20 protein-coding genes are annotated in these 25,191 nt (G+C 57.1%); 12 read left to right on the forward strand and 8 right to left on the reverse strand.

What is annotated here, in order from left to right:
* Positions 1-98: 98 nt before the first annotated feature.
* Both AC6IZD_RS05555 and AC6IZD_RS05560 read left to right on the forward strand, forming a co-directional pair.
* On the forward strand, positions 99-362 hold the full coding sequence (locus tag AC6IZD_RS05555; protein ID WP_497786693.1) for a 4Fe-4S dicluster domain-containing protein: 264 nt from the start codon (positions 99-101) through the stop codon (positions 360-362).
* An 86-nt stretch (positions 363-448) separates the two neighbouring features.
* Positions 449-823 (forward strand): ferredoxin family protein, encoded by a 375-nt coding sequence (locus AC6IZD_RS05560; protein ID WP_497786694.1) that lies wholly within the window; start codon positions 449-451, stop codon positions 821-823.
* A 133-nt stretch (positions 824-956) separates the two neighbouring features.
* On the opposite strand, the gene AC6IZD_RS05565 is transcribed toward AC6IZD_RS05560, so the two are convergent.
* The gene (locus AC6IZD_RS05565) at positions 957-1,673 is read right to left on the reverse strand and encodes an HAD family hydrolase (protein ID WP_497786695.1); all 717 of its coding nucleotides are present in this window, start codon (positions 1,671-1,673) and stop codon (positions 957-959) included.
* A 68-nt stretch (positions 1,674-1,741) separates the two neighbouring features.
* Here AC6IZD_RS05565 and AC6IZD_RS05570 point away from each other — a divergent pair, with 68 nt between their 5' ends.
* Positions 1,742-3,481 carry a DUF8614 domain-containing protein gene (locus tag AC6IZD_RS05570; RefSeq protein WP_497786696.1) on the forward strand — a complete coding sequence of 580 codons (1,740 nt, stop codon included), beginning with the start codon at positions 1,742-1,744 and terminating at the stop codon, positions 3,479-3,481.
* 238 nt (positions 3,482-3,719) lie between these two features.
* Here AC6IZD_RS05570 and AC6IZD_RS05575 read toward each other — a convergent pair whose 3' ends face one another.
* The 4 genes from AC6IZD_RS05575 to AC6IZD_RS05590 form a co-directional block, all read right to left on the reverse strand.
* Positions 3,720-4,280 carry a hypothetical protein gene (locus tag AC6IZD_RS05575; protein WP_497786697.1) on the reverse strand — a complete coding sequence of 187 codons (561 nt, stop codon included), beginning with the start codon at positions 4,278-4,280 and terminating at the stop codon, positions 3,720-3,722.
* A 73-nt stretch (positions 4,281-4,353) separates the two neighbouring features.
* Positions 4,354-5,223 (reverse strand): menaquinone biosynthesis family protein, encoded by an 870-nt coding sequence (locus AC6IZD_RS05580; RefSeq protein ID WP_497786698.1) that lies wholly within the window; start codon positions 5,221-5,223, stop codon positions 4,354-4,356.
* A 115-nt stretch (positions 5,224-5,338) separates the two neighbouring features.
* Positions 5,339-5,503 (reverse strand): hypothetical protein, encoded by a 165-nt coding sequence (locus tag AC6IZD_RS05585; protein WP_497786699.1) that lies wholly within the window; start codon positions 5,501-5,503, stop codon positions 5,339-5,341.
* Positions 5,504-5,553: 50 nt separating this feature from the next.
* Positions 5,554-6,837, reverse strand: coding sequence for an aminopeptidase P N-terminal domain-containing protein (locus AC6IZD_RS05590; protein ID WP_497786700.1), 1,284 nt, complete (start codon positions 6,835-6,837; stop codon positions 5,554-5,556).
* A 258-nt stretch (positions 6,838-7,095) separates the two neighbouring features.
* Here AC6IZD_RS05590 and AC6IZD_RS05595 point away from each other — a divergent pair, with 258 nt between their 5' ends.
* Positions 7,096-7,620 (forward strand): GNAT family N-acetyltransferase, encoded by a 525-nt coding sequence (locus AC6IZD_RS05595; protein WP_497786701.1) that lies wholly within the window; start codon positions 7,096-7,098, stop codon positions 7,618-7,620.
* A 110-nt stretch (positions 7,621-7,730) separates the two neighbouring features.
* A complete protein-coding gene (locus AC6IZD_RS05600) occupies positions 7,731-7,955 on the forward strand; it encodes a hypothetical protein (RefSeq protein WP_497786702.1) in 225 nt (74 codons plus the stop codon).
* A 77-nt stretch (positions 7,956-8,032) separates the two neighbouring features.
* Here AC6IZD_RS05600 and AC6IZD_RS05605 read toward each other — a convergent pair whose 3' ends face one another.
* A complete protein-coding gene (locus AC6IZD_RS05605; protein ID WP_497787562.1) occupies positions 8,033-9,625 on the reverse strand; it encodes a cellulose synthase family protein in 1,593 nt (530 codons plus the stop codon).
* An 81-nt stretch (positions 9,626-9,706) separates the two neighbouring features.
* Between AC6IZD_RS05605 and AC6IZD_RS05610 the strand changes: the two genes are divergently transcribed.
* Entirely contained in the window at positions 9,707-11,233 is a 1,527-nt protein-coding gene (locus AC6IZD_RS05610; RefSeq protein WP_497786703.1) for a hypothetical protein, read from the forward strand.
* 241 nt (positions 11,234-11,474) lie between these two features.
* Positions 11,475-13,262 (forward strand): DUF885 domain-containing protein, encoded by a 1,788-nt coding sequence (locus tag AC6IZD_RS05615; RefSeq protein WP_497786704.1) that lies wholly within the window; start codon positions 11,475-11,477, stop codon positions 13,260-13,262.
* 84 nt (positions 13,263-13,346) lie between these two features.
* On the opposite strand, the gene AC6IZD_RS05620 is transcribed toward AC6IZD_RS05615, so the two are convergent.
* On the reverse strand, positions 13,347-14,147 hold the full coding sequence (locus tag AC6IZD_RS05620) for a hypothetical protein (protein ID WP_497786705.1): 801 nt from the start codon (positions 14,145-14,147) through the stop codon (positions 13,347-13,349).
* Positions 14,148-14,503: 356 nt separating this feature from the next.
* Here AC6IZD_RS05620 and nifJ point away from each other — a divergent pair, with 356 nt between their 5' ends.
* The 4 genes from nifJ (at position 14,504) to dinB (ending at position 22,947) form a co-directional block, all read left to right on the forward strand.
* Positions 14,504-18,094: a pyruvate:ferredoxin (flavodoxin) oxidoreductase gene (gene nifJ, locus AC6IZD_RS05625; RefSeq protein WP_497786706.1), complete on the forward strand. Its 3,591-nt coding sequence runs from the start codon at positions 14,504-14,506 to the stop codon at positions 18,092-18,094.
* Positions 18,094-19,092: a dihydroorotate dehydrogenase-like protein gene (locus tag AC6IZD_RS05630; RefSeq protein ID WP_497786707.1), complete on the forward strand. Its 999-nt coding sequence runs from the start codon at positions 18,094-18,096 to the stop codon at positions 19,090-19,092. Before nifJ ends, AC6IZD_RS05630 begins: the two co-directional genes overlap by 1 nt.
* Positions 19,093-19,364: 272 nt before the next feature.
* Complete coding sequence (locus AC6IZD_RS05635) at positions 19,365-21,470, forward strand: S46 family peptidase (protein ID WP_497786708.1); 2,106 nt, start codon at positions 19,365-19,367, stop codon at positions 21,468-21,470.
* 223 nt (positions 21,471-21,693) lie between these two features.
* Positions 21,694-22,947 (forward strand): DNA polymerase IV, encoded by a 1,254-nt coding sequence (gene dinB, locus AC6IZD_RS05640; protein WP_497786709.1) that lies wholly within the window; start codon positions 21,694-21,696, stop codon positions 22,945-22,947.
* Positions 22,948-22,949: 2 nt separating this feature from the next.
* Here the strand turns inward: dinB and AC6IZD_RS05645 are convergent, their stop codons facing one another.
* Positions 22,950-24,230, reverse strand: coding sequence for an EAL and HDOD domain-containing protein (locus tag AC6IZD_RS05645; protein WP_497786710.1), 1,281 nt, complete (start codon positions 24,228-24,230; stop codon positions 22,950-22,952).
* A gap of 150 nt (positions 24,231-24,380) precedes the next feature.
* Between AC6IZD_RS05645 and AC6IZD_RS05650 the strand changes: the two genes are divergently transcribed.
* Positions 24,381-25,175 carry an alpha/beta fold hydrolase gene (locus AC6IZD_RS05650; protein ID WP_497786711.1) on the forward strand — a complete coding sequence of 265 codons (795 nt, stop codon included), beginning with the start codon at positions 24,381-24,383 and terminating at the stop codon, positions 25,173-25,175.
* Positions 25,176-25,191 lie beyond the last annotated feature (16 nt).

Here is a 25,191-nt window from a genome sequence, read left to right on the forward strand (position 1 = left end):
GCTCTTTTCAAGGTGCATTTATTCAACAGGCCGCAGCAAAAACAAGCTTCCAACCAAGCCTTAGCAGGCATTGGAAGCGAAGGCCGAGGAGTACGTTTATGCCGTTCCAAATCACATCGCAATGCTCTGGTAAGGACACCGTATGCAGCGATGTTTGTCCTTACAACTGCATTGAGGTCGACGCTGCGAGGCCAGCCAATGGCCGCCAATATTTCGTCATCGATGCGCAGTTCTGCGTTGATTGCGGTGCTTGCGCCATGGCGTGTCCAGAGAAGGCCATCGTTTATGCCGGAGCCTACAACCCATTGAGCCTTGTCGCTCTTGGACAGGCTGTCTGGCTGCGTCCACTTTCCAAGCGCTGAGCCGCACTCGCACCAACGTTTTCGCCGGAGCACGGCTCACCCGGGCTCCCAGCAAAAAACACAGCCTTACTGCAAGGGAGGAATTTATGCCGTACAAGATCACGCCGAAATGCTCTGGAAGCGAAACTCTATGTCAGGATGCATGTTCCTACGACTGCATCCAAACCGTTACCGAATTCGGACATCAGCACTTGGCCATTGATGAAGAGCAGTGCACCGATTGCGGAGCCTGCGCTCTCGTCTGTCGCGAATCTGCCATCGTCTTCGATAACGAGTACATGGCACTCAAGCCGCAGCCAATGACCCCTGCATCATTGAAGGGAAATATGACTGGTTTCGCCGGGGGCTGGGATGGAAAGGAAGATCCGACAAACAAACTGGAAATCCCCGAAGATGGCTTTGTCGTTATCGATCGCAAAGTCCAGTCCTGGGCCCGCCTTATGGCCGACTCCAGCAACTAGAACAGGTGGCCCAGAGTTGGAGATTTTCCAACTCTGGGTGCTTTCGACTCGTCTTCCACCGCATGAACTCAGGTGCCCCAGGTTCGACGCGCGTTTTGTGCGCGGCTAACCTGGGAGAGCAAGCTCTGTGTTTCTAGAACACCTCTCCCAACATCTTGAACTTCTCCAGCGTCATCAGCGTTTGAGGAGCCGGAGCCATACACAGTTCCGCATGTTCCAGAATCCATGTCTCGGCGTGCGGAATGAACACTGCATTCAGTCCCGCTGCAATCGCCGGATTAATATCCGACTTCGGACTGTTTCCCACCATCCAGGTTTTCAGAGGCTCCAGACCGTATTTGCCGACAATCGCCGTATAACAGTTGGCGTTTTTTTCTGGTACTACTTCCACTGCCTCGAAGAACTTCTTCACTCCCGAGCGCTCCACCTTAGCCGTCTGCTCGATAAAGTTTCCCTTCGTCACCAGTAGCAGCCGATGCCTTTTCTTCAGCGCCTGCAGTGTCGGCGAAACATGCTTCAGCAACTCGATCGGCTGCTCGGCGATCTTCTGCGCGAATCCATGAATTGTTTCCTCCAGCGCAGGCGTCAGGGGCTCCACCGAGAGCTGTTCAAACGTTGCGACCAGTGCTGCTGCAAAACTCTTGATTCCATACCCATGCTTCAGCACGTTCTCGTGCTCCACCTGGTTCAGCGTTTGCCTCACCTGCGCAGGCGTGAATTGGCTATGGTTCAAAAACGAGATGAAGTCCGCAATCGCGCGCTCAAAGTAGATGTTGTTTTCCCAAAGCGTATCATCCGCGTCGATCATTAATGTCTGACGCGTAGTCTTCAATTCACCATTTGTCGGCATACAACCCCAGTTTAGTCGCCTCAGCCTCGGGCCGCTACTCGCTCCTCCGGCATACAATCAGGAAAGCTATGCGATCCACACTTCTTGTCCTGATCCTCGCCGCCTCTGCATTCGCCCAGACGCACCGCATCGCGCCACCTAAGACGTTCCCCATCGGAGGCTCTGCTCCCAGCAGCGCCCAAATCAAGGTTCCTTCCGACCTCGCAGCGCGCATCGCCCGCTGGAAAACCGTCGACATGCCTTTCCATCCTTCGCGCTCGCTTACCCCGCGCGATATCAAGATGATCTCCAAGCTCGTTGATGCCGCGCGTCAGCTCGACGCCATCTACTGGCGTCAGAGCGATCCCTATGCTCTTACTCTCCAGGCGCAGCTCAAGGGAGCCCACACTGCCCGCGACCAGCAGATCCTGCGTTATCTCTACATCAACGGTGGCCAGTATGATCTACTAAACGGCAATCGCAGCTTCATCAATAGCGAACCCGCCCCTGCCGGGCGCGGCTTCTATCCCCTAAACGCCACTCGCGAATCCATCGAGAGCTACGTTGCTGCGCATCCCGACTCTCGCGCCGAAATCTATTCGCCCTACACGCTCGTTCGCGAAATGGGCTCCGATCTTATGGGACTTCCTTATCGCTCCGCTTTTCGCACGCAACTCATGGAAGCCTCAAAGGATCTCCGCGAAGCCGCTACCCTCAGTGATGACGCCGATTTCGCTGCCTACCTGACTGCGACTGCCGACGCGCTGCTCACCGACAACTACACCCATAGCGACCAGCTCTGGATGCAGCTCAAGTCTCCGAAGATTGATCTCATCTTCGCTCCCTACCTCGTCTATCTCGATCAGCTTCTCGGGGTGAAAGATTCATACGGCGCTGCCATCCTCATTCGAAACGACGAAGAGAGCCGCAACCTAGATCTCTTCCGCGCTGCCATTCCGCAGATTCAGCAATCGCTCCCGCTCGCAGCCGGAGACAAGCCCACGCGCGATGCCGAAGCCTCTCCCATGGAAGTTGTCGATTCGCCTTTTCGCACCGGAGACTTCTTGCATGGCTATCAGGCCGTTGCCGCCAGCCTCCCGCCCCTTGGGCAAGTAGCGTCCACCTCTGCGCCCAGTGGCACCAAGAAAATCTTCTTCAAGAACTTCATGGATGCCCGTGTGAACCACATCATCCTGCCCGTCGCCCGTAAGCTGATGGATCCTTCGCAGTCCTCCACTCCCACCGCGAACGGCTATCTCACGGTCGTTATCATGCATGAAATCAGCCACGGACTCGGACCCACCTTTGCTCGCGTCAACGGCCAGCAAGTTCCGATTCGCGAAGCTATCGGCCCGACCTACTCCGCTCTCGAAGAGGCCAAGGCTGATGTCACCGGAATGTACGGCCTGCATTGGCTCATTGAGCACAACCGGCTCCCGCGTGAACGCGAACCGGAGCTCGCCGCCTCGTATTTGGCGGGCATTCTCCGTACTGTGCGGTTTGGTACCTCCGAAGCTCACGGCCGCGCTCAATTGATGGAATTCAACTATCTGCTGGAGAAGGGCGCGCTCGTTCCTCACGCCGGAACCCTCAGCCGCGGCACGGCCAAAGTGGTCTATTCCGTGGATCCCGTGAAACTTCCCGATGCAATCGCCTCGCTAACCCGCGAACTGCTCGAAACCGAAGCCACAGGTGACCGTGCCCGGGCAGAGAAGTGGTTTGCACGCTACGGCACCATGCCTATGTCGCTCGCATCCTCACTGGAATCAACCAAAGACATTCCCGTCGACATCTTTCCCAAGTTCTCCTGGGATGTGCCCATGCGCTGATTGTCTTTGAAAATGTTTCGAGACAGAAATTGGGGTGCCCCACCCTAAACTCGTTCCGTTCGAGTCTAGGGTGGGGTAGTTGCTTTTGCAGTTGTACTTATTTTTGTTGTTGCCTTTGCTTTTGAATCTTGCGCTAAAGGTGTCATCCTGAGCGCAGCGAAGGACCCCAGCCTCGGCCCAAATCTCCTCTGCCGCTCCAGGTCACTGGCCACCCTTCGCCTGAGCAAAACAAGGACTCCTACTTCAAGTATTCCTTCGGAATCGGATTGTCCGCACGCTCTGAATCCCACAGCAGTGAGACCACCCACCACCGCTCGCCGTCCCACATCAGCTGAATGCTGTTAATCCCGCGAGCAAAAGGCTTTCCGTCCTTCTCGTGACGCGACTCATAGGTCGAGAACACCTGCGCTATGTTGCCGAACCGGTCGACATGATTTGCCACGCCACGTTCATAGAACGCTTCTTTTTCGAAGAACGCGCCAGCCCGCTTCTCGTACGCCCGAGGACTCATCACCCGCGTCACGATTTCGCCCTTGTCGTTCTTTCCGCTGAAAACTAAGTGCCCCTCGGGAATGAACAGCGCATGAAAGCGTTCCCAGTCTCGCACTCCCGCTGGCCCGCTGATCACGTTGTAGAGAGCCGCCAGCGTGCTTTCCAAAGTCTTCGTATCCTGCGGATGCATGCTCGTTGTGGGCTGTGGCTTGTTCTTCGCGCTCTCATCCTCTTGAGCCGCTCCGCTCACCACCGCGCAGCACAACAGCACAACCACCATCCCCATCCGAATCCAGTTTCCGCGCACAGTCGTTCCTCCAATGAAAAAAGCTCCGTGTTTTACCACGGAGCCTCACAATCTAAGATGCTCTTTGCGAGCTTTACGCCTTCACCGTCTCGCTAACCCACTCGATCTTTACCGGGTGCGGAATGATGCCTTTTTCATGGCCCATCGTCAGCAGCTTTTCGACTGCTTGGCGGCCATCCTCGCCATAATCCAGCGTGCGCTCGTTCACATACATGCCAACGAACTTATCGGCATCGCTCGTGTCCAGATCACGCGCAAACTGCATGGCATACTCCAGAGCCTGCTCGCGGTTGTCGAGCGCGTGCTGAATGCTGTCGCGCAGCGCCTTGCAAACTTTCGCAATCAGTTCCGGACCCAGTTCTTTTTTGATCGCATTCGCGCCCAGCGGCAGAGGCAGGCCGGTCAACTCGCGCCACCACTTGCCCAGATCCAGGATCTTGTGCAGACCGCTCTTGTCATACGTAAGCTGGCCTTCGTGAATGATCAATCCTGCTTCATACTTGCCTTCCAACACTGCGGGAATGATCTTGTCGAACGGCACAACCTCGGTCTCGATCTCCGGCGCGAACAGCTTGAGCCCCAGCACGGCTGTCGTCAGAGTACCCGGGATGGCGATTTTCACTTTCTTCACTTCGTCCAGCGTGAAGGGCTTGGTTGCCACGATCATCGGACCGTAGCCTTCGCCCACGCTGCCGCCGCTCGGCATGAGCGCATACTTGTCCTGCAAGTACGGATACGCGTGGAACGAGATCGCCGTCACGTCGTAGTAGGCTTCGGAAATTGCCTTGTGATTCAGCGTCTCGATATCGCAGAGAACGTGAGTGAACTTCAACCCCGGCACTCGAACCTTGTTTGTTGCCAGGCCGTAGAACATAAACGCATCGTCCGAATCCGGACTGTGCGCAATCTTAATCTCCGTCAAATCAGTACCAACGCTGCTCATAAACCTTTTTCCGGAGGCTCCAAGGCCTCCCAGTAAGAGTACGAACTGCCAACCCGCCCGCAAATCCGTGCGGTGAATATCAGAATCTACACTTTTTGCGATCTACCCCGGCGCGTCACTGAACTCCGCGCTCCTGCGCCACATCTGCGTCTCCCGGTTTCCGCCCTTCGGCCTTCCGCGCCTTCATATGCCACCAGACGCGAAACGCCACCGCAGCCGCCACTCCGATCAGAGCTGCAGCCGACAGCACCAGGATCGCAAAAAGAACTTTGATGATCACAAGCGTCTAGTTTATCAGAGTAGAGCCTGCCCGGCCCCAGTTTTCGCGCTCTACTTGCGCATTGCCGCTTCCACTTCTTCTGCCGTGTGAGGCAGGTCAGCCGTCAAATTCACCAGCTTACCTTGCTCATCCAGCATTACGATGTCTTCAATGCGCACGCCAATTTTTTCTTCTGGGATATAAATTCCGGGCTCTACGGTGAATACATCACCCTTGTCCACGGGACCACTTCCCACGTCATGCACTTCGAGTCCCACTCGATGCCCAAGCCCGTGGATGAAGTATTTCCCCAGTGGTTGCCCCTGCATATCTTTTCCGTGTGCGTTCATGTAGTCCAGCGCAACTTGGTATAGCGAGTCCTGGCCCTTGCCTGTCAGCGAACTCTTGCCGGCCACCACAGCCTGCATCACTGCCTGCTGCGCGCCGAGCACGATGTTGTAAATCTCTCGCTGCCGTGGTGTGAAATGCCCATTCGCCGGAATCGTTCTGGTGATGTCGCTGGCATACATTCCATACTCGCCAGCCACATCCATCACCACCACGTCACCATCATGAATCTGGTTTGTGTTCTCCGAATAATGCAGCACCGTCGAATAGAACCCCGACCCCACAATTGGCGAATACGCCGGACGCTCGCATCCTGCATCTCCGTACTTGTACTGCATCAGTGCCGCAATCTGGTACTCGTAAAGCCCCGGCTTCATCGCCTTAAATGCCGCTCGATGCGCCACCTTCGAAGCCTCGGTCGCGTGTCGAATTCGCTCAATCTCACCTGCGTCCTTGTGCTTGCGCAATTCGGCGATCGTGTCGTCGATTCCCACAATGCGTACAAAGGATGGCAGCGAGTTGCTCCGCTTCAGCCATTCCATCGAAGTGGTCGAAGGCGTCGATTCCGGCGCCTCAGCCGTTGCCGTGTACACAATCCCACGTGGTTGCGGCATGATCTGCTTCAGAATGTCGTGCATCTGGTCGAGTGTCGCAACGCGATCAAATCCCGTTACCTGCCGCGCCTCCGTATCTTCCGCTCCCAGCTTCGGCCCAGTCCACTTCTCCTGTGTCCGGTTGTGCGCAGGCAAGAACAACACTTCGGTATAGGGACGCGCCGGAGTATCTCCCTGAGCCTCTACTGCCGGAGCAATCACAACTGCCGCGCCCGGTTCCGCCCATCCAGTCAGGTAAAAGAAGTTGTTGTCCTGACGAAATCCGTACACCGCGTTCGGTCCCTCCGACTCCGTAGCCGCAAACAGAATGGCCACTCCGCCATTCAGCTTTTGCGAGAGCGCCACGCGCCGTGCGCGATAATCCGCCCCAGATTGCCGATCAAGCGCAAACAAAGATGTGCTGAGGACCGTGATGCAGAGAAAGGAAATGCAAACAGCAAAAGTAGAGGAGAATAGCCGCTTCAGCGGCAGTGTCCGAGCCTTCATGAAAGCCGAGTATAAATGATCCCCCTCAGCCGAAGCAGAACGGGCACACGGGCGCAGTCGGCTTGGCTCTGTTGTTGTAAGGTCATCCTGAGCAGATCGAGGGTCCCTACCGCTTCCTGCCGCTTCTACCACATTCCACCTCTTCAGATTAATATGGCGGCACCAATGCACATAGAAACCGAACTCGACTGCGGCCATTGCCTCCTCCGTCCCCTTCGCCCCGAAGACCTATCCGCGCTTGCCCGCCACGCCAACAATCCCAATGTCGCCGCCTATCTTCGTGATCGTTTCCCCATTCCCTATTCCATTGCTGACGCTCAGCGCTTCCTCGATTACGTGGATCGCACTCACGAAGAATGTGTAGCGGGAGTCGTCGTGAACGGCGAGGCAGTGGGTGCCATCGGCCTCCAGTTCCGTACCGACATTGAGCGCTGTTCCGCCGAACTCGGCTACTGGCTTGGCGAATCCTGCTGGGGACAGGGTATTGCCACGGCTGCCATTCGAAGCTTTACCACCTGGGCGATGCCGCGCTTCGAGTTGACCCGAATTTACGCCGAAGTATTCGCCAGCAATCCCGCCTCAGCCCGCGTGCTTGATAAAGCCGGATTCCACTACGTCGGGCTCCTTCGCAAGGCTGCCATCAAACGCGGCGTGCATCACGATTACCTTCTCTACGATCTCGTGCGCTGATGCCATATTCCGAACATATGTAGGTGACTGCAGTCACACCAGAGTTGATTGCCCTCCCAACTCAATGACACTATCTGCGCACGACTTACCGAGTCAGTGGGGTGAAGGCCATGAAAGAACCTCCGGAAGATATTCAAGACGAGCAGGTCTGCTGTTCGCGATGCGGAACCGAAGTTTGCGGACTCTCCGTTATTCCTCAAATTGCCGGGGAGTGCTCCACCATGGAAGGCATACAGAATGAAAGCAGCTTAGAACTAGGTCAGGAAGTAGTGGGCACCAAGCGCATAGATGTTGAATCCGACTTGTTGGAGCCCAACTCTGGAGAGCCTGGCTAGGCAGTTATCGCCAATACAAAAGCGCGCTCATTTCCTCATGAGCGCGCTTCATCTTTTTGCCTGAATTGATCTGAAAACTACACGCCCACAGGGAACGGCTTTGCGTGCTCTTCATCGTTCACGCCCGAACTGCGCCCGAACATCTCAAAACGTCCTTGCAGCAGCGACATCAGCCCCGTGTACCAGTACCCATACACAAACAGAAGAAGGAAGGGAACTGTTACGTAGTTTTCGTTCGTCAGCGCATACCAAACCATGTAAGCAAAGCACGTGCCGATGCCCAACTCGATCCACGGCACCAGGCCAAGGCGCTTGCGATACTTCTTCGCAGCCTTCACTGCCAGCGTCTTCTCGCCCTTGGTCTTTACACTGTACTTCGGAGTTCTCGCGAACGCCGTCTGCTTTCCGAGCAGCGCCTCGATAACGCCCTTCGAGTTTGTAATCGTCAGTCCAATTCCCAACGCCATCAGGAACGGCAGATAGAAGAATGTTCTCCACCATTTCCCCGGGAACAGTTCCTTCTGCGACACCAGGTAGAAGCTCGAGATCGAGAACGTCGATGCCAGGAATAGCGGCACGTCGATGTACATCATCTGGAACCAGCCCTGGTAGAAGCGGATGATCATTGCAGGCATCAACAGTACCGAGAGCACAATCATCAGCGGATAGCTCAAGTTGGCTGTCAGGTGATACCACGCTTCAATCTTCTCCCTGCGGCTTACCTGAGCCTTCATCACCTTCGGCAGGTCTTTGATCGAGCACTGAATCAAGCCCTTCGCCCAGCGTACCTGCTGAGTCTTGAAGGCCGTCATCTCAATCGGCAACTCCGCCGGACACTCCACATCCTGCAAGTACAGGAATTGCCATCCCTTGAGTTGGCACCTGTAGCTCAGGTCCGTGTCTTCGGTCAGAGTGTCATGCTGCCAGCCGCCAGCTTCCTCGATGGCCTTGATGCGCCACATTCCCGCCGTGCCGTTAAAGTTGAAGAAAACTCCTGCCCGCGAGCGTCCGCCGTGCTCCAGCACAAAGTGCCCATCCAGCAGGATTGCTTCGACTTCTGTCAGGAACGAGTAGTGCCGGTTGATATGCGTCCATCGCGTCTGCACCATTCCGATGTTCGGCTCAGCAAAATGGTGGATCACTTTCATCAGCCAGTCGGTGGGAGGCGTAAAGTCCGCATCGAAAATCGCCACGAACTCGCCCTTCGCCGTCTTCAGTCCGTTTTCCAGCGCTCCAGCTTTGAACCCGGTGCGGTCCGTGCGATGTATATGGACAATGTCGTTCCCCATCGCTCTGTACCGCGCGACCACGTTCGCTGCCACTTCCACCGTCTCATCCGTTGAGTCGTCAAGTAGCTGAATATCCAGGAGCTCCCGAGGATATTCGAGTTTGCAAATCGAATCGACCAGGCGATCGACCACGAATTGCTCGTTGAAAATAGGCAGTTGAATTGTGACCCTGGGGAGCTGCGTAAAGTACGACTTTGGAGTGGTGACCTTTTTCTTGCGGTGCTTGTAGTACATCCAAACCAGCTGGTATCGGTGGAATCCGTACGCGGCGAGGATGACCAGCACAATGAAGTAGGGAATCAGTAACGCCAAGTCAAACCCGTTGACGTGATACAGTCCCTTGAATGCAGGATTAGTTTGCTTCTGTAAGAACTGCACCACCGGGCTCGGGCGTGGTGCAACCGCAAGTAAGGCCAAACAGTGAGTGATCAAGGCGGATCCCGAAGAACTGGATTAAGCCGGATGCAAAAGTTTCCCGGAAAATTCGATTGTACCCGAAGCCGTGCCCGCCACCGTAATGCGGTCGCCTACATTTTCGCCCTATTTACCCTCATGGTCACCTCAGCTCTGGCCCAAACTGCTGCTCCTGCTCCTGCCCCAACCGAAGTTGCTGTTTCCTATCCCGAAGTTGGCTGGCGCAGCCGCAGCACCTACTGCAACCCATACTTCGGATTCCGCCTGCGGCTTCCTTCCGGACTCAAGACGGAGCCCATCTTCCTCCCCGTGCAAACCTCCGGAGAGCACAAGCTGCTTGCCACCCGCCTTGTTCGTCTTGATCGCACAGCCGAACTGTTCATCTCCGCATCTGAAGATCGCGCCGAGGACGCCGCACGCGAGGCAGCCCATAATCGCCTCCAGCTTTCGCGGCAACACGAGCTTCCTACCTCCGGCCCGAGCAAACTCTCCGTCCGCGAACACGAGATTCACCGCATACGCATCGCCGGAGACGATCAGGGCCTCGGTGAAGAGAGCAGCTATTTCTTCTCCCTCCGCGGATACGTCATCCACGTAGCCCTCTTCGCTCACGAACTCGACTTTGCCGACTCCATGGACACCGTCATGCGACAAATGGAGTTCTTCGATCCGAGTGTTTCAGCGTGCAACGAGTCTGCCCCGAGTGCATTAACGCAACCTCCCACTCCAGACGCGACCTCTGCCCCGGTTGCGGTTCCATCGTCTACCCCTACCAGCGATCCAGCCGCGGCGCACCTCGCGTCGTCATCCACCAAGAGCGCACAGGCTAAGGATTCGAAACTTTCCTCGCCCAAGGCCCCTCGCGAAAGTAAAGACACCGCCGAAGCCCCCGCACGTCTCTATTACGGCCCTGCGCTGCCCAATGCCATGGTCGAATCCATCATCCAGCGCTCGCCCGGTTCCACCATTCCCGATGGCAAGTTCGCTCGCGGAAACTTCTTCAGCCCCGAGGTGGGAGTCCGAGTAGTCCTCCCATCAGGATGGCAGCCTCTCTCCAATGAAGACGCGTACCAGGTCACCGAACTCATGCGCGATCCCACCAACGATCCTGCGCTCACCGACCGGCGCCGCGCTCTATTCCGAGCCTGTTCGCGAGTTATCTTCACTGCCCGCGAACCCCGCACCGAACTCATTCCGCTCGTTCACCCCGCGCTGGCCATCGTCGCCATGCCTCGCGGCTGCGTGCCCGATATGGAAATGCCGACCTCCACCGAGGACCGCATGGAGCTAGAGGATTTCGCCACTATCCTCGTCCGCTCCCTCGGAACCCTCCAACTCAAACGAGGCTCCATCCTGCGCACGCCCTCGGGGCGCTTGATCTTCCACCTCGACGGCACCCTTCCGTATCAAATCCCCAACGAGAAGCTCTCGCGCCGCTTGAGCCTCCGTGTTTCAACCACAACGAGCGGCCCTTGGTTCGTGTTCATTTACTCCGTGACCGCCTCTCCCGCCGCCGAACGCGACCTCGAAACCCACATTGCCATCACAAATGCCAACACCGTCGCCTCGAAGTAGCAACGAACTGAGGTGGCCCAGAGTTGGCGAATTTCCAACTCTGGGTCCGCACAAATCGCCACTGCACTTCCGAAAGAGCACAGAGTCGTTGGCGTAGTGCACCCGGGTGCCCCATCCAAGCTCCGCTTGGGTGGGGTGGTTGCATTGGCTTTGCTCTGTACAGGATTTTCATCCGTGCGATGTACAATGCACGGTCATTCTCAACGTCTGACTTAGCAATGGAGAGGTGAGTAGAAATCGCATGAGCTTGATCCCGTCTCGAGTGCCGACCCTCATTTGCGTTGCATCCCTGTTCTTCACCACCTCCATCGTCCCGACTTCGGCACAGCCGTCGCGCCGCGCATCAAGCAAATCCCTCCAGTCGCGCCTTGCCGCGCAATCTGAACTCTTCAAGCAGCAATGGGATTCCGACATGCAGTTCTCTCCAGAGTCCGCAACCGCCTACGGAGACCTTCGTTACAACTCGCGTGTGGATGACTACTCCCTCGCCTCCGCCGCTGAGCAGAATACTGCTGACCGCAAGTTCCGAGCCCGCCTCCAAGCCATCTCCACCGAAGGGTTCCCCGAGCAGGACCGCCTGTCCCACGATCTCCTGCTCTCCATTCTCGACCAGCGCCTTGCCGACTACGCACTCAAGGAATACGAGATGCCGCTGTCCCAAATGCACGGCATTCACACCGAACTTGCCGACCTGCCCAATTCCGTGCCTCTCGATTCCTTGCAGCATTACGAGGACTACATCGCCCGCCTCCATCAAATCCCGCACGCCTTCGATCAATACATCGCCGTGCTGCGTCAGGGAGAGAAGGATGCACTCATGCCGCCGCGCTTCCTGCTGGAAAAGATTCCTGCGCAGTGCCAAGGCACCGTCGCCGACAATCCTTTTCTGAGCCCGACCAAGAAGTTTCCCTGGTCCATCTCTGCTGCCGACCAGAAGCGCCTCACCGATCAGATCAACCAAGCGGTCTCCGCCGAAGTTCTCCCGGCATACCAGCGCTTCGCCGACTTCGTTGCCAAGGAATACGCTCCCCACGTCCGCACTGCCATCGGACTCAGCAGCCTGCCCGATGGCGCCCGCCGCTACCAGAACGCCATTCGCAAGCAGACCACTACCAACATGACTCCCGAGGAGATTCACGCCCTCGGTCTACGCGAAGTCGAACGCATCAACGGCCTGCTTACTGACCTGGCTCACCACGCCGGATACCCCGACCTCGCCGCCCTTCGCACCGCACTCAATAGCGATCCCAAGTACATCCCGCACAGCGCCGATCAGATCGTCGCCGACTTTCGCCACTACGTCTCGCAAATGCAGCCGCACCTGCCCGAACTCTTCGGCGTCTTCCCCTCCTCACCACTCACCGTTGAAGGCGTTCCACCCTCACAGCCCGGCAACGCCACCCACTACGTCCCCGGAACCGCCGATGGCAGCCGCCCCGCGCGCGTCGTCGTCGCCACTTCCAATTACGAACGCCGCAAACTGCTCAGCGATGAGACCATCGCCTACCACGAAGGCATTCCCGGCCATCATTTACAAATATCGATACAGCAGAAGATCAAAGACGTGCCCGAGTTCCGTCGCCACGCCATCTACAACGCCTATGCTGAAGGATGGGCCGTCTACGCCGAAGCGCTCGGCAAAGAGATTGGATTTTTCCGCGACCCTGCTTCCGATTACGGACGCCTCAACGCGGAGCTAATGCGTGCCGTCCGCCTTGTTGTCGATACCGGCATACACTCCCAGGGATGGACCCGCGATCAAGCCGTCGCTTATTTTCGTCAGAGTGGTGCCGGAGGCGATGAGCCCACCATCCAATCCGAAGTCGATCGCTACATCGCTTGGCCTGCCCAGAGCCTCAGCTACAAAATCGGACAACTCAAGATTAGCGAACTCCGCGACCGCGCCCAACAAAAACTCGGCCCCCGCTTCGACCTCAAATCCTTCCACGACGAAGTCCTCAGCGCCGGCAGCCTCCCCCTCGACATGCTCGAGTCCCGAATCGATCGCTGGATTGCCGCGAAACAATGAACCGGGTGGCCCAGAGTTGGCGCTTTTCCAACTCTGGGATTGTTTCACGCTACCTATACTTTCAGGCGACACCGCAAATCAACTTCACTTAGCCGCTTCCTGACTCTGCTGCTTTTCTGCAACCCAAGTATCAGTCGTCCCGCGGCGATTGTCCTGACTCACGATGGTCATGGACTTGGCATCCGGATTGAGCGTGATCTTGGATGTGCCCGTGACTTGGCCATTCCGCTTGTAGGTCTCAACAAACGTGTGGTCGTCCACCTTCTTCAGCGAAACCGAAGTCGTCCCCGGATCGCCGTGGAACGGATAATCTTTGCCATCGAATTTCGCGTTGTAGTTCTCGCCGGTCTTGGCTTTGTAATTCACTCCGTCGCCGGTCAATTGATAGCTAAAGGTCAGCCCATTGTCTGAAACCGAGTCAAAGCGGTCAGTTCTCCACGAACCCGAAACCATATTCGCTCCCTGTTCCGGTTCGCCTACTCTTGAGTAGTATCCCGTGGCCGTCACCGCCTGGTCGCTTCCCATCGGATGCCCTTCGTACTTTTGCACCATCTTCTTGCCGTCATCCGAAACTGTCAGCGTGTCGCGGAATACGATCTTCCCGCCTCGCATGCCCACGCGCTCGACCGTGTTGTTGTTCACGATCTTCACCTGCTCGCTATCGACATAAGGTGAGCCTTCAACTTTCTGCGGAGAGCCGTCGGCTTTGATGTTCACTTTCGGATCGCACGTCTGGCAGCTATACATGCCATTCTTGAACTCATATACCTGCGGTTTTTGATCGACTTTTGTCTTGTTCAGATCGATTCGCCAGGTGCCGTCAATTCCGTTCTGGGCGATTGCAAACATCGGCAACAGCAGCATGAACCCTAGGAGTTTTCTCATGGTGTTTGTCCTCTCCAACTTCCTGCGATAAGGGTTTGGGGCCGGCTGGCACACTTTGCGCGCAGCCAGTTGGCATCAGGACGAGGCGGCGCGGTTCCTTCTATCCGTCGGAAACTGATGCGCCTTTCAGGGCCAGTGTTGCGTACCAGCGTACCCAATTCAGAGCTGCCCTCCCGAGTTGGCCCTGCGCTAGGTTCCTCAGAAAATTCTCACCTGCCGATGTGAGTTAAATCACAGCCTATTTCTGTTTCCGGTAGTGCAATGCAGATGGTGGGGATATAGCGCATTCATATGTACTGCTGTCAGGGAGCGGTCCCGACGGGTGCGTCTCCGCTTATTCCATGGAGGGCCGATTTATGAATCGGATCAAAGTGACCTTAGACGGTAATGAAGCAGCCGCCTATGTCGCGCACAAAACCAACGAAGTAATCGCCATCTATCCAATTACTCCATCGTCTCCAATGGGCGAGTTCAGCGATCAGTGGTCCTCGGACGGCAAGCCAAATATATGGGGTTCGGTCCCCCAAATCATGGAAATGCAGAGCGAAGGCGGTGCCATCGGGGCGCTGCACGGCGCCTTGCAGGGTGGCAGCCTCGCCACCACGTTTACGTCCTCGCAGGGCCTCCTGCTCATGATCCCAAACATGTATAAGATCGCGGGCGAACTTACCTCCTGCGTCATTCATGTTGCTGCCCGCTCCATCGCGGCCCAGGGACTGTCCATTTTCGGTGACCATCAGGACGTAATGGCTGTGCGTCAGACCGGCTGGGCTATGCTCGCCTCCAATAACGTGCAGGAGGTCATGGACACCGCTCTCATCGCGCAGGCCGCAACTCTTGCGTCGCGCGTGCCCTTCGTCCACTTCTTCGATGGATTCCGCACCTCGCACGAAGTCACCAAGATCGAACAGCTCACGCTTGACGACATGCGCGCCATGATTCCCGAGGATGCTGTCCGCCAGCACCGCGCCCGCTCGTTGTCGCCTGATCGTCCGATCCTCCGCGGCACCGCGCAGAATCCTGATGTTTACTTCCAGGCGCGCGAAACCGTGAACCCCTACTACGAAGCCGTTCCCGCCATCCTGCAGAAAGCGATGGATCGCTTCGCCGAAGTCGTAGGACGCCAGTACAAGCTTTACGAATACTACGGCGCACCCGATGCCGAGCGCGTCATCATCCTTATGGGATCCGGTTGCGACATCGTCGAGGAGACTGTAAACAAGCTGCTCCAGTCCGGCGAAAAGGTTGGCGTCGTAAAGATTCGCCTCTTCCGTCCGTTCTCTCCCGAGCATTTCCTCGCTGCGCTTCCTGCCACCGCTCGCACCATCGCCGTTCTCGATCGCACCAAGGAACCCGGCTCCATCGGCGAACCGCTGTATCAGGAAATCGTTACTGCGCTGGCCGAATCCGTTGCCGCCGGAAAGCTCTCCGCTCTGCCGCGCATCGTTGGTGGCCGCTATGGTCTGTCGTCGAAGGAATTCACTCCTGCGATGGTCAAAGCCGTCTACGACAATCTTGCGCAGTCCACTCCGCGCAATCACTTCACCATCGGCATCAACGACGATGTTTCGCACACTTCACTGCCGTTCGATCCCAAGTTCTCCACCGAAGATCCCAAGACCGTTCGCGCTCTGTTCTACGGACTAGGCGCTGACGGCACAGTCGGTGCGAACAAGAACTCGATCAAGATCATCGGCGAAGACACTGACAATTACGCGCAGGGCTACTTCGTTTACGACTCCAAGAAGTCCGGCTCCATCACGACTTCGCACCTGCGTTTCGGCCCTAAGCCGATCCACTCCAGCTATCTCATCTCGCGTGCAAATTTTGTCGCCTGCCACCAGTTCTCGTTCCTGGAGCGCATCGATGTTCTCAAGCACGCCGACGAAGGTGCGGTCTTCCTGCTAAACAGCCAGTTCGGCAAGGATGAGGTTTGGGAGCATCTACCTCGCCCCGTGCAGCAGCAGATCATCAACAAGAAGCTGAAGTTCTACGTCATCGATGGTTACAGCGTGGCCAAGGAAACTGGAATGGGCCAGCGCATCAACACCATCATGCAGACCTGCTTCTTTGCCATCAGCGGCGTCCTCGAGCGCGAGGAGGCCATTGCCGCCATCAAGAAGGCCATCAAGAAGACCTACGGCAAGCGCGGCGAAGCTGTCGTGCAGAAGAACTATGCTGCCGTCGATTCCACACTTGAGCACCTGCATCGTGTCGAAGTTCCAGCGGCTGCCAACAGCGCTTACGAGCTTCGTCCTCCAGTGCCCGCTCAGGCTCCCGAATTTGTGCAGGATGTTCTTGCTCCCATGATCTTCGGAGCAGGCGACGATCTTCCGGTCAGCAAGCTTCCTGTCGATGGAACTTATCCCACCGGCACCGCGCAATGGGAGAAGCGCAACATTGCTCTCGAAGTTCCTGCCTGGGATGAGTCGCTCTGCATCCAGTGCGGCAAGTGCGTTCTCGTCTGCCCGCACGCTGTCATCCGCGCCAAGCTCTATCCCAGCGATCTGCTCGCCTCCGCGCCTGAGACTTTCAAGTCCGCCGCTCCCAAGTGGAAGGGATTTGAAGGCTACAAGTACACTCTCCAGGTCGCTCCCGAGGATTGCACCGGTTGCGCTCTCTGCGTCGAAGCCTGCCCGGTCAAGTCCAAGACCGAAGTGAAGCACAAGGCCATCAACATGGTGCCCCAGCCCGAGATCCGCGAACGCGAAGCTCGTAACTGGGACTACTTCCTCACCCTGCCCGAGGTTCAGCGCGACAAGCTCTCCACCACGCAGGTCAAGGATGTTCAACTTCTGCAGCCGTTGTTTGAGTTCTCTGGCGCTTGCTCCGGATGCGGCGAAACCCCGTACATCAAGCTGCTCTCGCAGCTCTACGGCGACCGCACGGTCATCGCCAACGCCACCGGATGCTCGTCCATCTACGGCGGCAACCTGCCCACCACGCCCTACACCTTCAATAAGGACGGACGCGGTATCGCATGGTCCAACTCGCTGTTTGAGGACAACGCCGAATTCGGTCTCGGTCTGCGCCTCTCTCTCGATAAGAACTCTGACTACGCTCGTGAGCTATTGGTTCGCCTCTCTGCCAAGCTGCCCGAGGAACTGATCAAAGCCATCCTGCACGCCGACCAGAAGGGTGAAGCAAATCTTGCCGCCCAGCGCGCTCGCGTTGCCGAACTCAAGAAGCTGATCGCCGGAATCGATGCTCCTGAAGCACGCGCTCTGCTCGATGTTGCTGACAACCTCGTGCAGAAAGCGGTCTGGATCGTCGGTGGCGACGGTTGGGCTTATGACATCGGTTACGGCGGCCTCGATCACATCATGGCCTCCGGACGTAACGTCAATGTGCTGGTCCTCGACACCGAGGTGTACTCCAACACGGGCGGACAGATGTCCAAGTCCACTCCGCGTGGCGCCGTAGCCAAGTTCGCTGCCGGTGGCAAGAGCCGACCCAAGAAGGACCTCGCACTCATCGCGATGAGCTATCCGGCTTATGTCGCACGCGTCGCTATGGGTTCCAGCGATATGCAAACGCTCAAGGCATTCAATGAGGCCGAAGCCTTCGACGGCCCATCGCTCATCCTTGCCTACAGCCACTGCATCGCGCACGGCTACGATCTGGTTCACGGACTCGATCAGCAAAAGGCTGCCGTGGCCTGTGGTCACTGGCCGCTGTTCCGCTATAACCCCGAAGCTCCTGCCGGTCAGCCCAACTTCGTGCTCGACAGCAAGGCCCCGAGCATTCCACTCGAGCAGTACATCTATAACGAGACGCGTTACACCATGCTGCGCCAATCCAATCCCGCAGCAGCGAAAGAGCTGCTCGCGCTTGGTCAGCAGGATGTGAACGATCGTTGGAAGCGCTACGAAGCATTAGCTGAGAAGGCCAGCGCAGCCGTTGCCGAAAAAGCCGCTGCTGCCGCCGCTGCAAAGGGAGGACAGTAATGATTGATCTGACGACTCAATATCTCGGATTCAAGCTGCGCAATCCGCTCGTTGCCTCCGCCTCGCCTCTGTCGAAGGAGATTGCTAATCTTCGGCAGATGGAGGATACCGGAGCCTCGGCTGTGGTCCTGCACTCGCTCTTCGAGGAGCAGATCAACATCGAGTCCAACGAACTCGACCGTTTCCTCTGGGAAGGCACGGAGATCGGTGCCGAAAGCACTTCGATGTACCCCGATCTCCACAACTACAACCTCTCGCCTGACGGCTACCTCGAACACATCCGCCAGGCCAAGCAGACGCTGGAGATTCCCGTCATTGCATCTCTCAACGGCGTCTCCCGCGGCGGCTGGGTCAGCTACGCTCGCGAAATGCAGCAGGCCGGTGCCGATGCCATCGAGCTCAACGTTTACTTCGTTCCCGCTGATCCCTTGGCTGGCTCGGAAGAGATCGAAAAGCTCTACCTCGACCTCGTCACCCAGATCCGCAGCACCGTAACGATTCCTGTCGCGGTGAAGGTCGGCTCCCAGTTCAGCTCTTTCGGTAACATGGCACAGCGCCTTGAAGCCGCTGGAGCGAACGCCATCGTGATCTTCAATCGCTTCTACCAGCCGGACTTCGACCTGGAAGCGCTTGAAGTCAAGCCCGCACTGACCCTGTCGAATAGCAGCGAACTTCTGCTGCGTCTGCACTGGGCGGCCATGCTTCACGGCCACATCTCGGCCGACATCGCCATCACCGGAGGCGTCCACACCGCCGAAGACGTAGTGAAGTCGATGATGGCTGGGGCCAAGATCACGATGCTTGCTTCGGCTCTGCTTCAGAACGGAATTGGCTACCTGCGCCCCCTGCGCAATCAGCTGGAATCCTGGCTCGACAAGCATGAATACGCAAGCATCCAGCAAATGCAGGGCAGCATGAGCCAACGCAACGTCCCAAACCCGAAAGCTTTCCAGCGCGCCAACTACATGAAGGTGCTCTCAAGCTACGCGGGCAAATAACCGAATCGCAACAACGTTCCACTCGGAGCGGCCAACCGGCCGCTCCTTTTTTCGCGTCACGGTCGCCTCAGACAGGAGAGTCATCCTGAGGCGAAGCCGAAGGATCCCAGCCGCCGCTTCCATCACAACGCCGACCCATGTCACCAATAACCAGTCCTGATGTTCCTATTCCCACTGTTAGATCTCCACCGCAGGTTCGTGCAATCTCACATTGCCAACTTGACCACTCCTGATATGATGATCCGTTTGCTGATTCATCTCAGGAGTTGGATATGAAACGTCGCATCTGTGCCGTTGGGGCATTGCTATGCAGTCTCGTCGCGTTCTCCGCTGCCGATGAAGGCATGTGGCTCTTCAACAAGGCGCCAAAAGACCAGATCAAGAAGGACCACAATTTCGCTGTCACGCAGTCCTGGCTCGATCACCTTCGCCTCGGCTCCGTGCGCTTCAACAATGGTGGTTCCGGTTCCTTCGTCTCCGAAGATGGATTGGCTTTCACCAACCATCACGTCGGACGCGTATGTCTCCAGCAGCTTTCCACCGAGAAGAAGGACTTCATCAAGGATGGCTTCTACGCCAAAACGCAGGCAGAGGAAGGGAAGTGTCCTGACCTCGAGCTGAACGTGCTCGTCGAGATCCAGGACGTCACAGCCGACATTCATGATGCGGCGAAGCCCGGCATGACCGACGCTCAAGGCGCCCAGGCTCAGCGCGAGAAGATGTCCGGCATCGAGAAAGAGTGCTCCGAGAAGACGGGCCTCCGCTGCGATGTTGTCACCCTCTACGCCGGCGGCATGTACAACCTATACAAGTACAAGAAGTACACCGATGTGCGCGTTGTCTTCGCGCCCGAGGCGCAGATGGCGTTCTTCGGTGGCGATCGCGACAACTTTGAGTACCCGCGCTACGACCTCGACATCACCTACTTCCGCGTGTACGAAAACGACAAGCCCGTCCACCTGACGAACTTCCTCAAGTGGTCGCCCACTGGCACCAAGGCTGGGGATCTGGTATTCGTCTCCGGACACCCCGGTGGCACTGAGCGCTTGCTCACGATGGCCGAACTGAACTTCCTCAAGGACGTTCAGACCGGATTCGTAATCGATCTGCTTACTCGCCGTGACAAGGTGCTGCACGACTTTGCCGCAAGGTCCGCCGAAAATGCTCGCGTTGCTGGCGATGACATCTTCGGTGTCGAGAACTCGCTGAAGGCTTACAAGGGACGTCGCGGCGGGCTTGATGATCAGGAACTCATGGGCAAGAAGACCCAGGCCGAGCAGAAGCTTCGCGCTGCTGTTGCCGCCGATCCCAAGCTCAAGGCCGAGTACGGCCCTGCATGGGATGAGGTTGCAAAGGCTGTTCAGGTACGCCGCGAAATCTTCATCCCCTACTCGTTCGTCGAGCGCGGCATGGGATTCAACGCCGAGATGGCACGCTTCGCCCGCACACTTGTTCGCGTCACGGCCGAAAAGCAGAAGCCCAATGCTCAGCGTCTGCGTGAGTTCAGCGATGCTCGCCTGCCTTCGCTTGAGCAGCAGTTGTTCTCCACTGCTCCGGTCTATCGCAATCTCGATGTAGCGACCCTCGCTGAGTCGCTCGCTTACATGCAGGAAAAGCTGGGAGCCGATGACCCGACCGTCAAGCGCGCTCTCAACGGAAAGACTCCTGCTGAAGCCGCGCAGGCTTACATCGATGGCAGCAAGCTCGATGATCCTGCCGTTCGGAAGCAGCTATATGAGGGCGGAGCCGCTGCCGTTCAGGCCAGCACCGATCCGCTGATCGTCCTCATGCGCGACATTGATTCCCGCGCCCGCGACATGCGCAAGGAGTGGGATGACAAGGTCGAAGCTGTCGTTCGCCTTAACTCCACCAAGATCGCCAAAGCACGCTTTGCCGTGCTCGGCACCAACACCTATCCCGACGCAACCTTCACCCTTCGCCTCAGCTACGGCACCATCAAGGGCTACGAGGAAAACGGTAAGCAGATTCCTCCCTACACCAACATGGGCGGAGCCTACGAACACGCCGCAGCCAATGGCAACAAGGGTGACTTCGAACTACCGAAGACCTGGGATGCAGCGAAGAGCAAGCTCAATCTGAGCACTCCGCTGAACTTCGTTCATACGTCCGACATCATCGGCGGCAACTCCGGTTCGCCGACCGTGGACAAGAAGGGCGAAGTCGTCGGTATCATTTTCGACGGCAATATTCAATCGCTGCCGTGGGATTTCGCCTATGACGACCGTCAGGGTCGTGCCGTATCCGTCGATTCCCGCGCCATCGTTGAGGCGCTCCGCACGATTTACCACGCGGACGCTCTTGCCGACGAACTCGTGAGCGGCCACCAGAAAAAAACTGCCGCAACAAAAAATAAGTAGTCTCCGAAGTTCACACCTCGACCGCCTGACCTCAGGCGGTCATTTTTCTACCACCATTGACCTCAAAGGCAATAGTTCTAACGTGGGCTGTTGCCTTTTCTGTTAATTCATTGCTCGCTCCGACTTTTTAATACTCAAGTTGTAACAAGCTGCCTCAAAAACGATTGTCAAAGTGGTCAATGACCTCCCCTGTCTCGGCTACAATCAAGCTCGGCCCGGTTTTATGCTTCGCACCTATTTCCATGTCGATATGGACGCGTTTTTCGTCTCGGTCGAGGAACTCTACGATCCCTCGCTCAAGGGCAAACCTGTCGTTGTCGGTGGACGAGCTGATCAGCGAGGTGTCGTCGCGGCCGCGTCTTATGCGGCTCGGAAGTATGGTGTCCATTCGGCTATGCCACTACGCGAAGCGTCCCGTCTGTGTCCCCACGCCGTGTTTCTAGAAGGACATCCCGAGCGCTATCGCGAGTCATCGGCCGCGGTGCGCCGCGTTCTCCTGCAGTTCACTCCCGCCGTTGAAATGGCCTCCATCGACGAGGCGTATCTGGACATGACCGGCACCGAACGGCTGCATGGGCCATCGATGAAGGCCGCGAATTCACTGCACGAAACGATGAAGCGCGAGACCCGGCTCAACTGCTCCATCGGGATCGCCGGCGCCCGAGTGGTTGCCAAAGTTGCCAGCGACCAAGCCAAGCCGAATGGTGTGCTTCGCATCCTACCCGGTCTCGAAGCCGCCTTTTTAGCGCCTCTGGATGTTCGTCGGTTGCCCGGAGTGGGCAAGGTCACCGAAGAACATTTGCGCAACTACGGCGTGCGCACGATTGGCGATCTCGCGTCGCTCACTGAAACCAGACTCGGCAGACAGATCGGAGAAGGACTCGCAACGCTGATTGAGAAGTCGCAAGGGCACGATGCTGGCGGGTGGTATGACGCGGAGGTTGGGGCCGACGAAGATCCGAAATCAATCAGCCACGAACACACATTCAATCGCGACGAAAGTAACCAGGGTGCGTTGGAATCAATGTTGGCGCGGCTTGCCGAGATGGTCTGCCGCCGTCTGCGCGAGCACCAACTTCATACGCGCAAGGTCCAGATCAAGCTGCGATATTCCGACTTCTCCACCTATACTCGCGGACGCACGCTCGAACGCTCCACGCAACTCGATGCCGAAGTGCTGGAAATTGCTCGCGAGCTATTCCGCGCCAATTGGCAAAAGGGCCGCGCCGTGCGGTTGATCGGAGTACAGACAAGTTCGTTGGAAGAAGGCAGCGGCCAAATGGACTTGCTTGCCAGTGTTCAGGAAACAAGGTTGAAGAATGCGATGAACGCTGTAGACGCGCTGCGCGATCGCTTTGGGGAATCGGCCGTCTCACTCGCGAGCGGCATGAGCGCACGGTTCCGCGAGCGCACGCACGAAAACCCTGCTGCGCTTCCCGGCAAAGAGCCGCGCTCAAAGCGCGAACCTTCGGAGTAGTTCTACTTCTCGCGCTCACTTGACTGAAGCGTTTCGTCGCTCCAGCGGCATGCTTCTCGATGCGCATCCCAAATGGCCTCTTCGGTCAAGGTACTTGCGCACGAGACTTCAGCAATCTCGGACCAAAGCCCACGTTCGCAGCACACAGCGAGACGAAGGAATCTGCCGAGGCCAGTCGTATTGCCTTGCAGTGCTTCTTTGCACTCAGGTGCGAGTGGAAGTTGGGCAATGACGGTGTCCATGGGACTGTCAAGGATGGCATCCATTAGCGACATGAGCCCGACCATGAATGCGCTATTGCTGTCTTCTCCTGTGAGTGTGGCCAGTTGTTCGCAGGTGCGAGCGCGGGTCAGTGCACTCAGGATCAACTCGCTCGGTCTATCGCACGAGACGGCGATGGTGACCACGATCAACACCCATTTTCGGATGTCGTTTTGACCAAGCATCGAGAGTGCGTGCCGAATGGAGCGAATGGGAAAGAGCCCGAATGCCGCTGAGTTCAGATATCGCAGCAAGCGATAGCAAAGGGAAGGCTCCTGCAAAATGGCACGTTCCAACTCATCTACTTCATACGTGTCGCGTGTGGCGATGCTGAGCACATGGATGTAGGTGAAATTAGAGACCGGAACGTCAACCATCGTTAAGGTCTGAGGTTTGCAGAAGAAGAAGCCCTGAAAATAGTGGTATCCCAGCTTCATGGCGAACTGAAAACTTCCGCTTGTCTCAATCTTTTCAGCCAGCAGCTTCACTCCGCGGCGTTGCATATTGGCTGCGATCGCGGCCTGACGAGCTGCATCCGTTGCCAGGAAGTCGACCTTAACCATATCGGCAAAGGGCAACAACCGAATCGTGTTTGGCGTAGGGACGAAGTCGTCGAGCACAATCTTGTATCCCGCTCGACGCAGGCGATCGCAGGCTGCAAGAGTCTGCTCGTCGGCTGTCACGTGTTCCAGAATTTCGACTACGACGCGATCTCGTGGAAGAAGGGTTATCACGTCTTGCAAGAGCACATTTCGCGTGCAGTTGATAAATGCAGGACGGCCTCCGGTCAATGATGCGGCACCGAAGAGCATTGAGAAATCGATGGTGTTGCAAGTCGCAGCGTCACCGTCGCCACAGGTGAAAACATTCTCTGGGCCGGAGCGAAACAGCAATTCGTAGCCGATCGTCTTCTGTTCGCGATCGAGGATTGGCTGCCGCGCGATATAGCGTTGGTAGTGGTTGGCATTGTTGGTGATCGTGTGCGGATCTGTGCCGGTTAATGCTGGAGTCCATGTGCTCACGGACAAGGTTTACCACGTGCCTGCCAATAACTCACGATCTTGCAAAGAGCAACAGTTCAGGCGCAACCCGGATTGGAGCTGCTCCCAGTATGAAACGGCATTCCTGTCGGTGGGGGCACGCCGGGGTCATTCGCGGAATAGAATGTTGCCATGATTTTCAAGCGCGATGGCGTCGATCTGTTTTATGAAGTCAGAGGAGAAGGACCGGATGTAGTGATGCTGCACCCGTATCCTTCCGATCATAGCTTCTGGCTACCCGTAGCTGAATACCTCGAGTCACGTTTTCGGCTTGTGCTCCCGGACCTGCGCGGACTAGGGCGCTCTGGAGTGGGTGAGGGCACAACCAAGATGGGGTTGCTCGCCGATGACCTGCAGCGGCTTTGCGATGAGCTGAATATTGGGCGCGCAGTGTTTGCTGGTTGTTCGGTTGGCGGCTATGTTCTGTTTGAGTTTTGGCGGCGTTGTCGCGAAAGAGTGAAAGCGCTGGTCTTTGCCGACACGAAGGCAGGAGTCGATCCGGAACAGGCACGAGTTGGACGTCTGACGAACGCAGACGATCTCTTGCAGCGAGGTCCTGCATGGGGAATTGAGCAAATCATGCCGAAGTTGTTGTCTCCTGTGACACTGAGTTCGCGACTCGATGTGGTGGATGCAGCGAAGCAAACGATGGCACATGCTGGAGCCGCGGGCATGGCGGCGATCCAGCGTGGAATGGCGGAACGTGCCGACAGCCTCGAAACGCTGTCCCAGATCGACGTCCCGGCGCTCGTGCTCGGAGGCGAGCATGACGCGGCTTCACCAATTCCTGAGCTAGAGCGAATTGCGCGCGGCATTCGCGGAGCCGAACTGAAAATTGTCTCCAAAGCGGGCCACTTCGCACCTTTCGAGCAGCCATCGGAAGTTGGTCGTATCGTAAGAGAATTTCTGGAAAGGCATGGAAGTTGAGTGGATGCAATCCACT

It is taken from the genome of Koromonas humicola, from assembly GCF_059726255.1.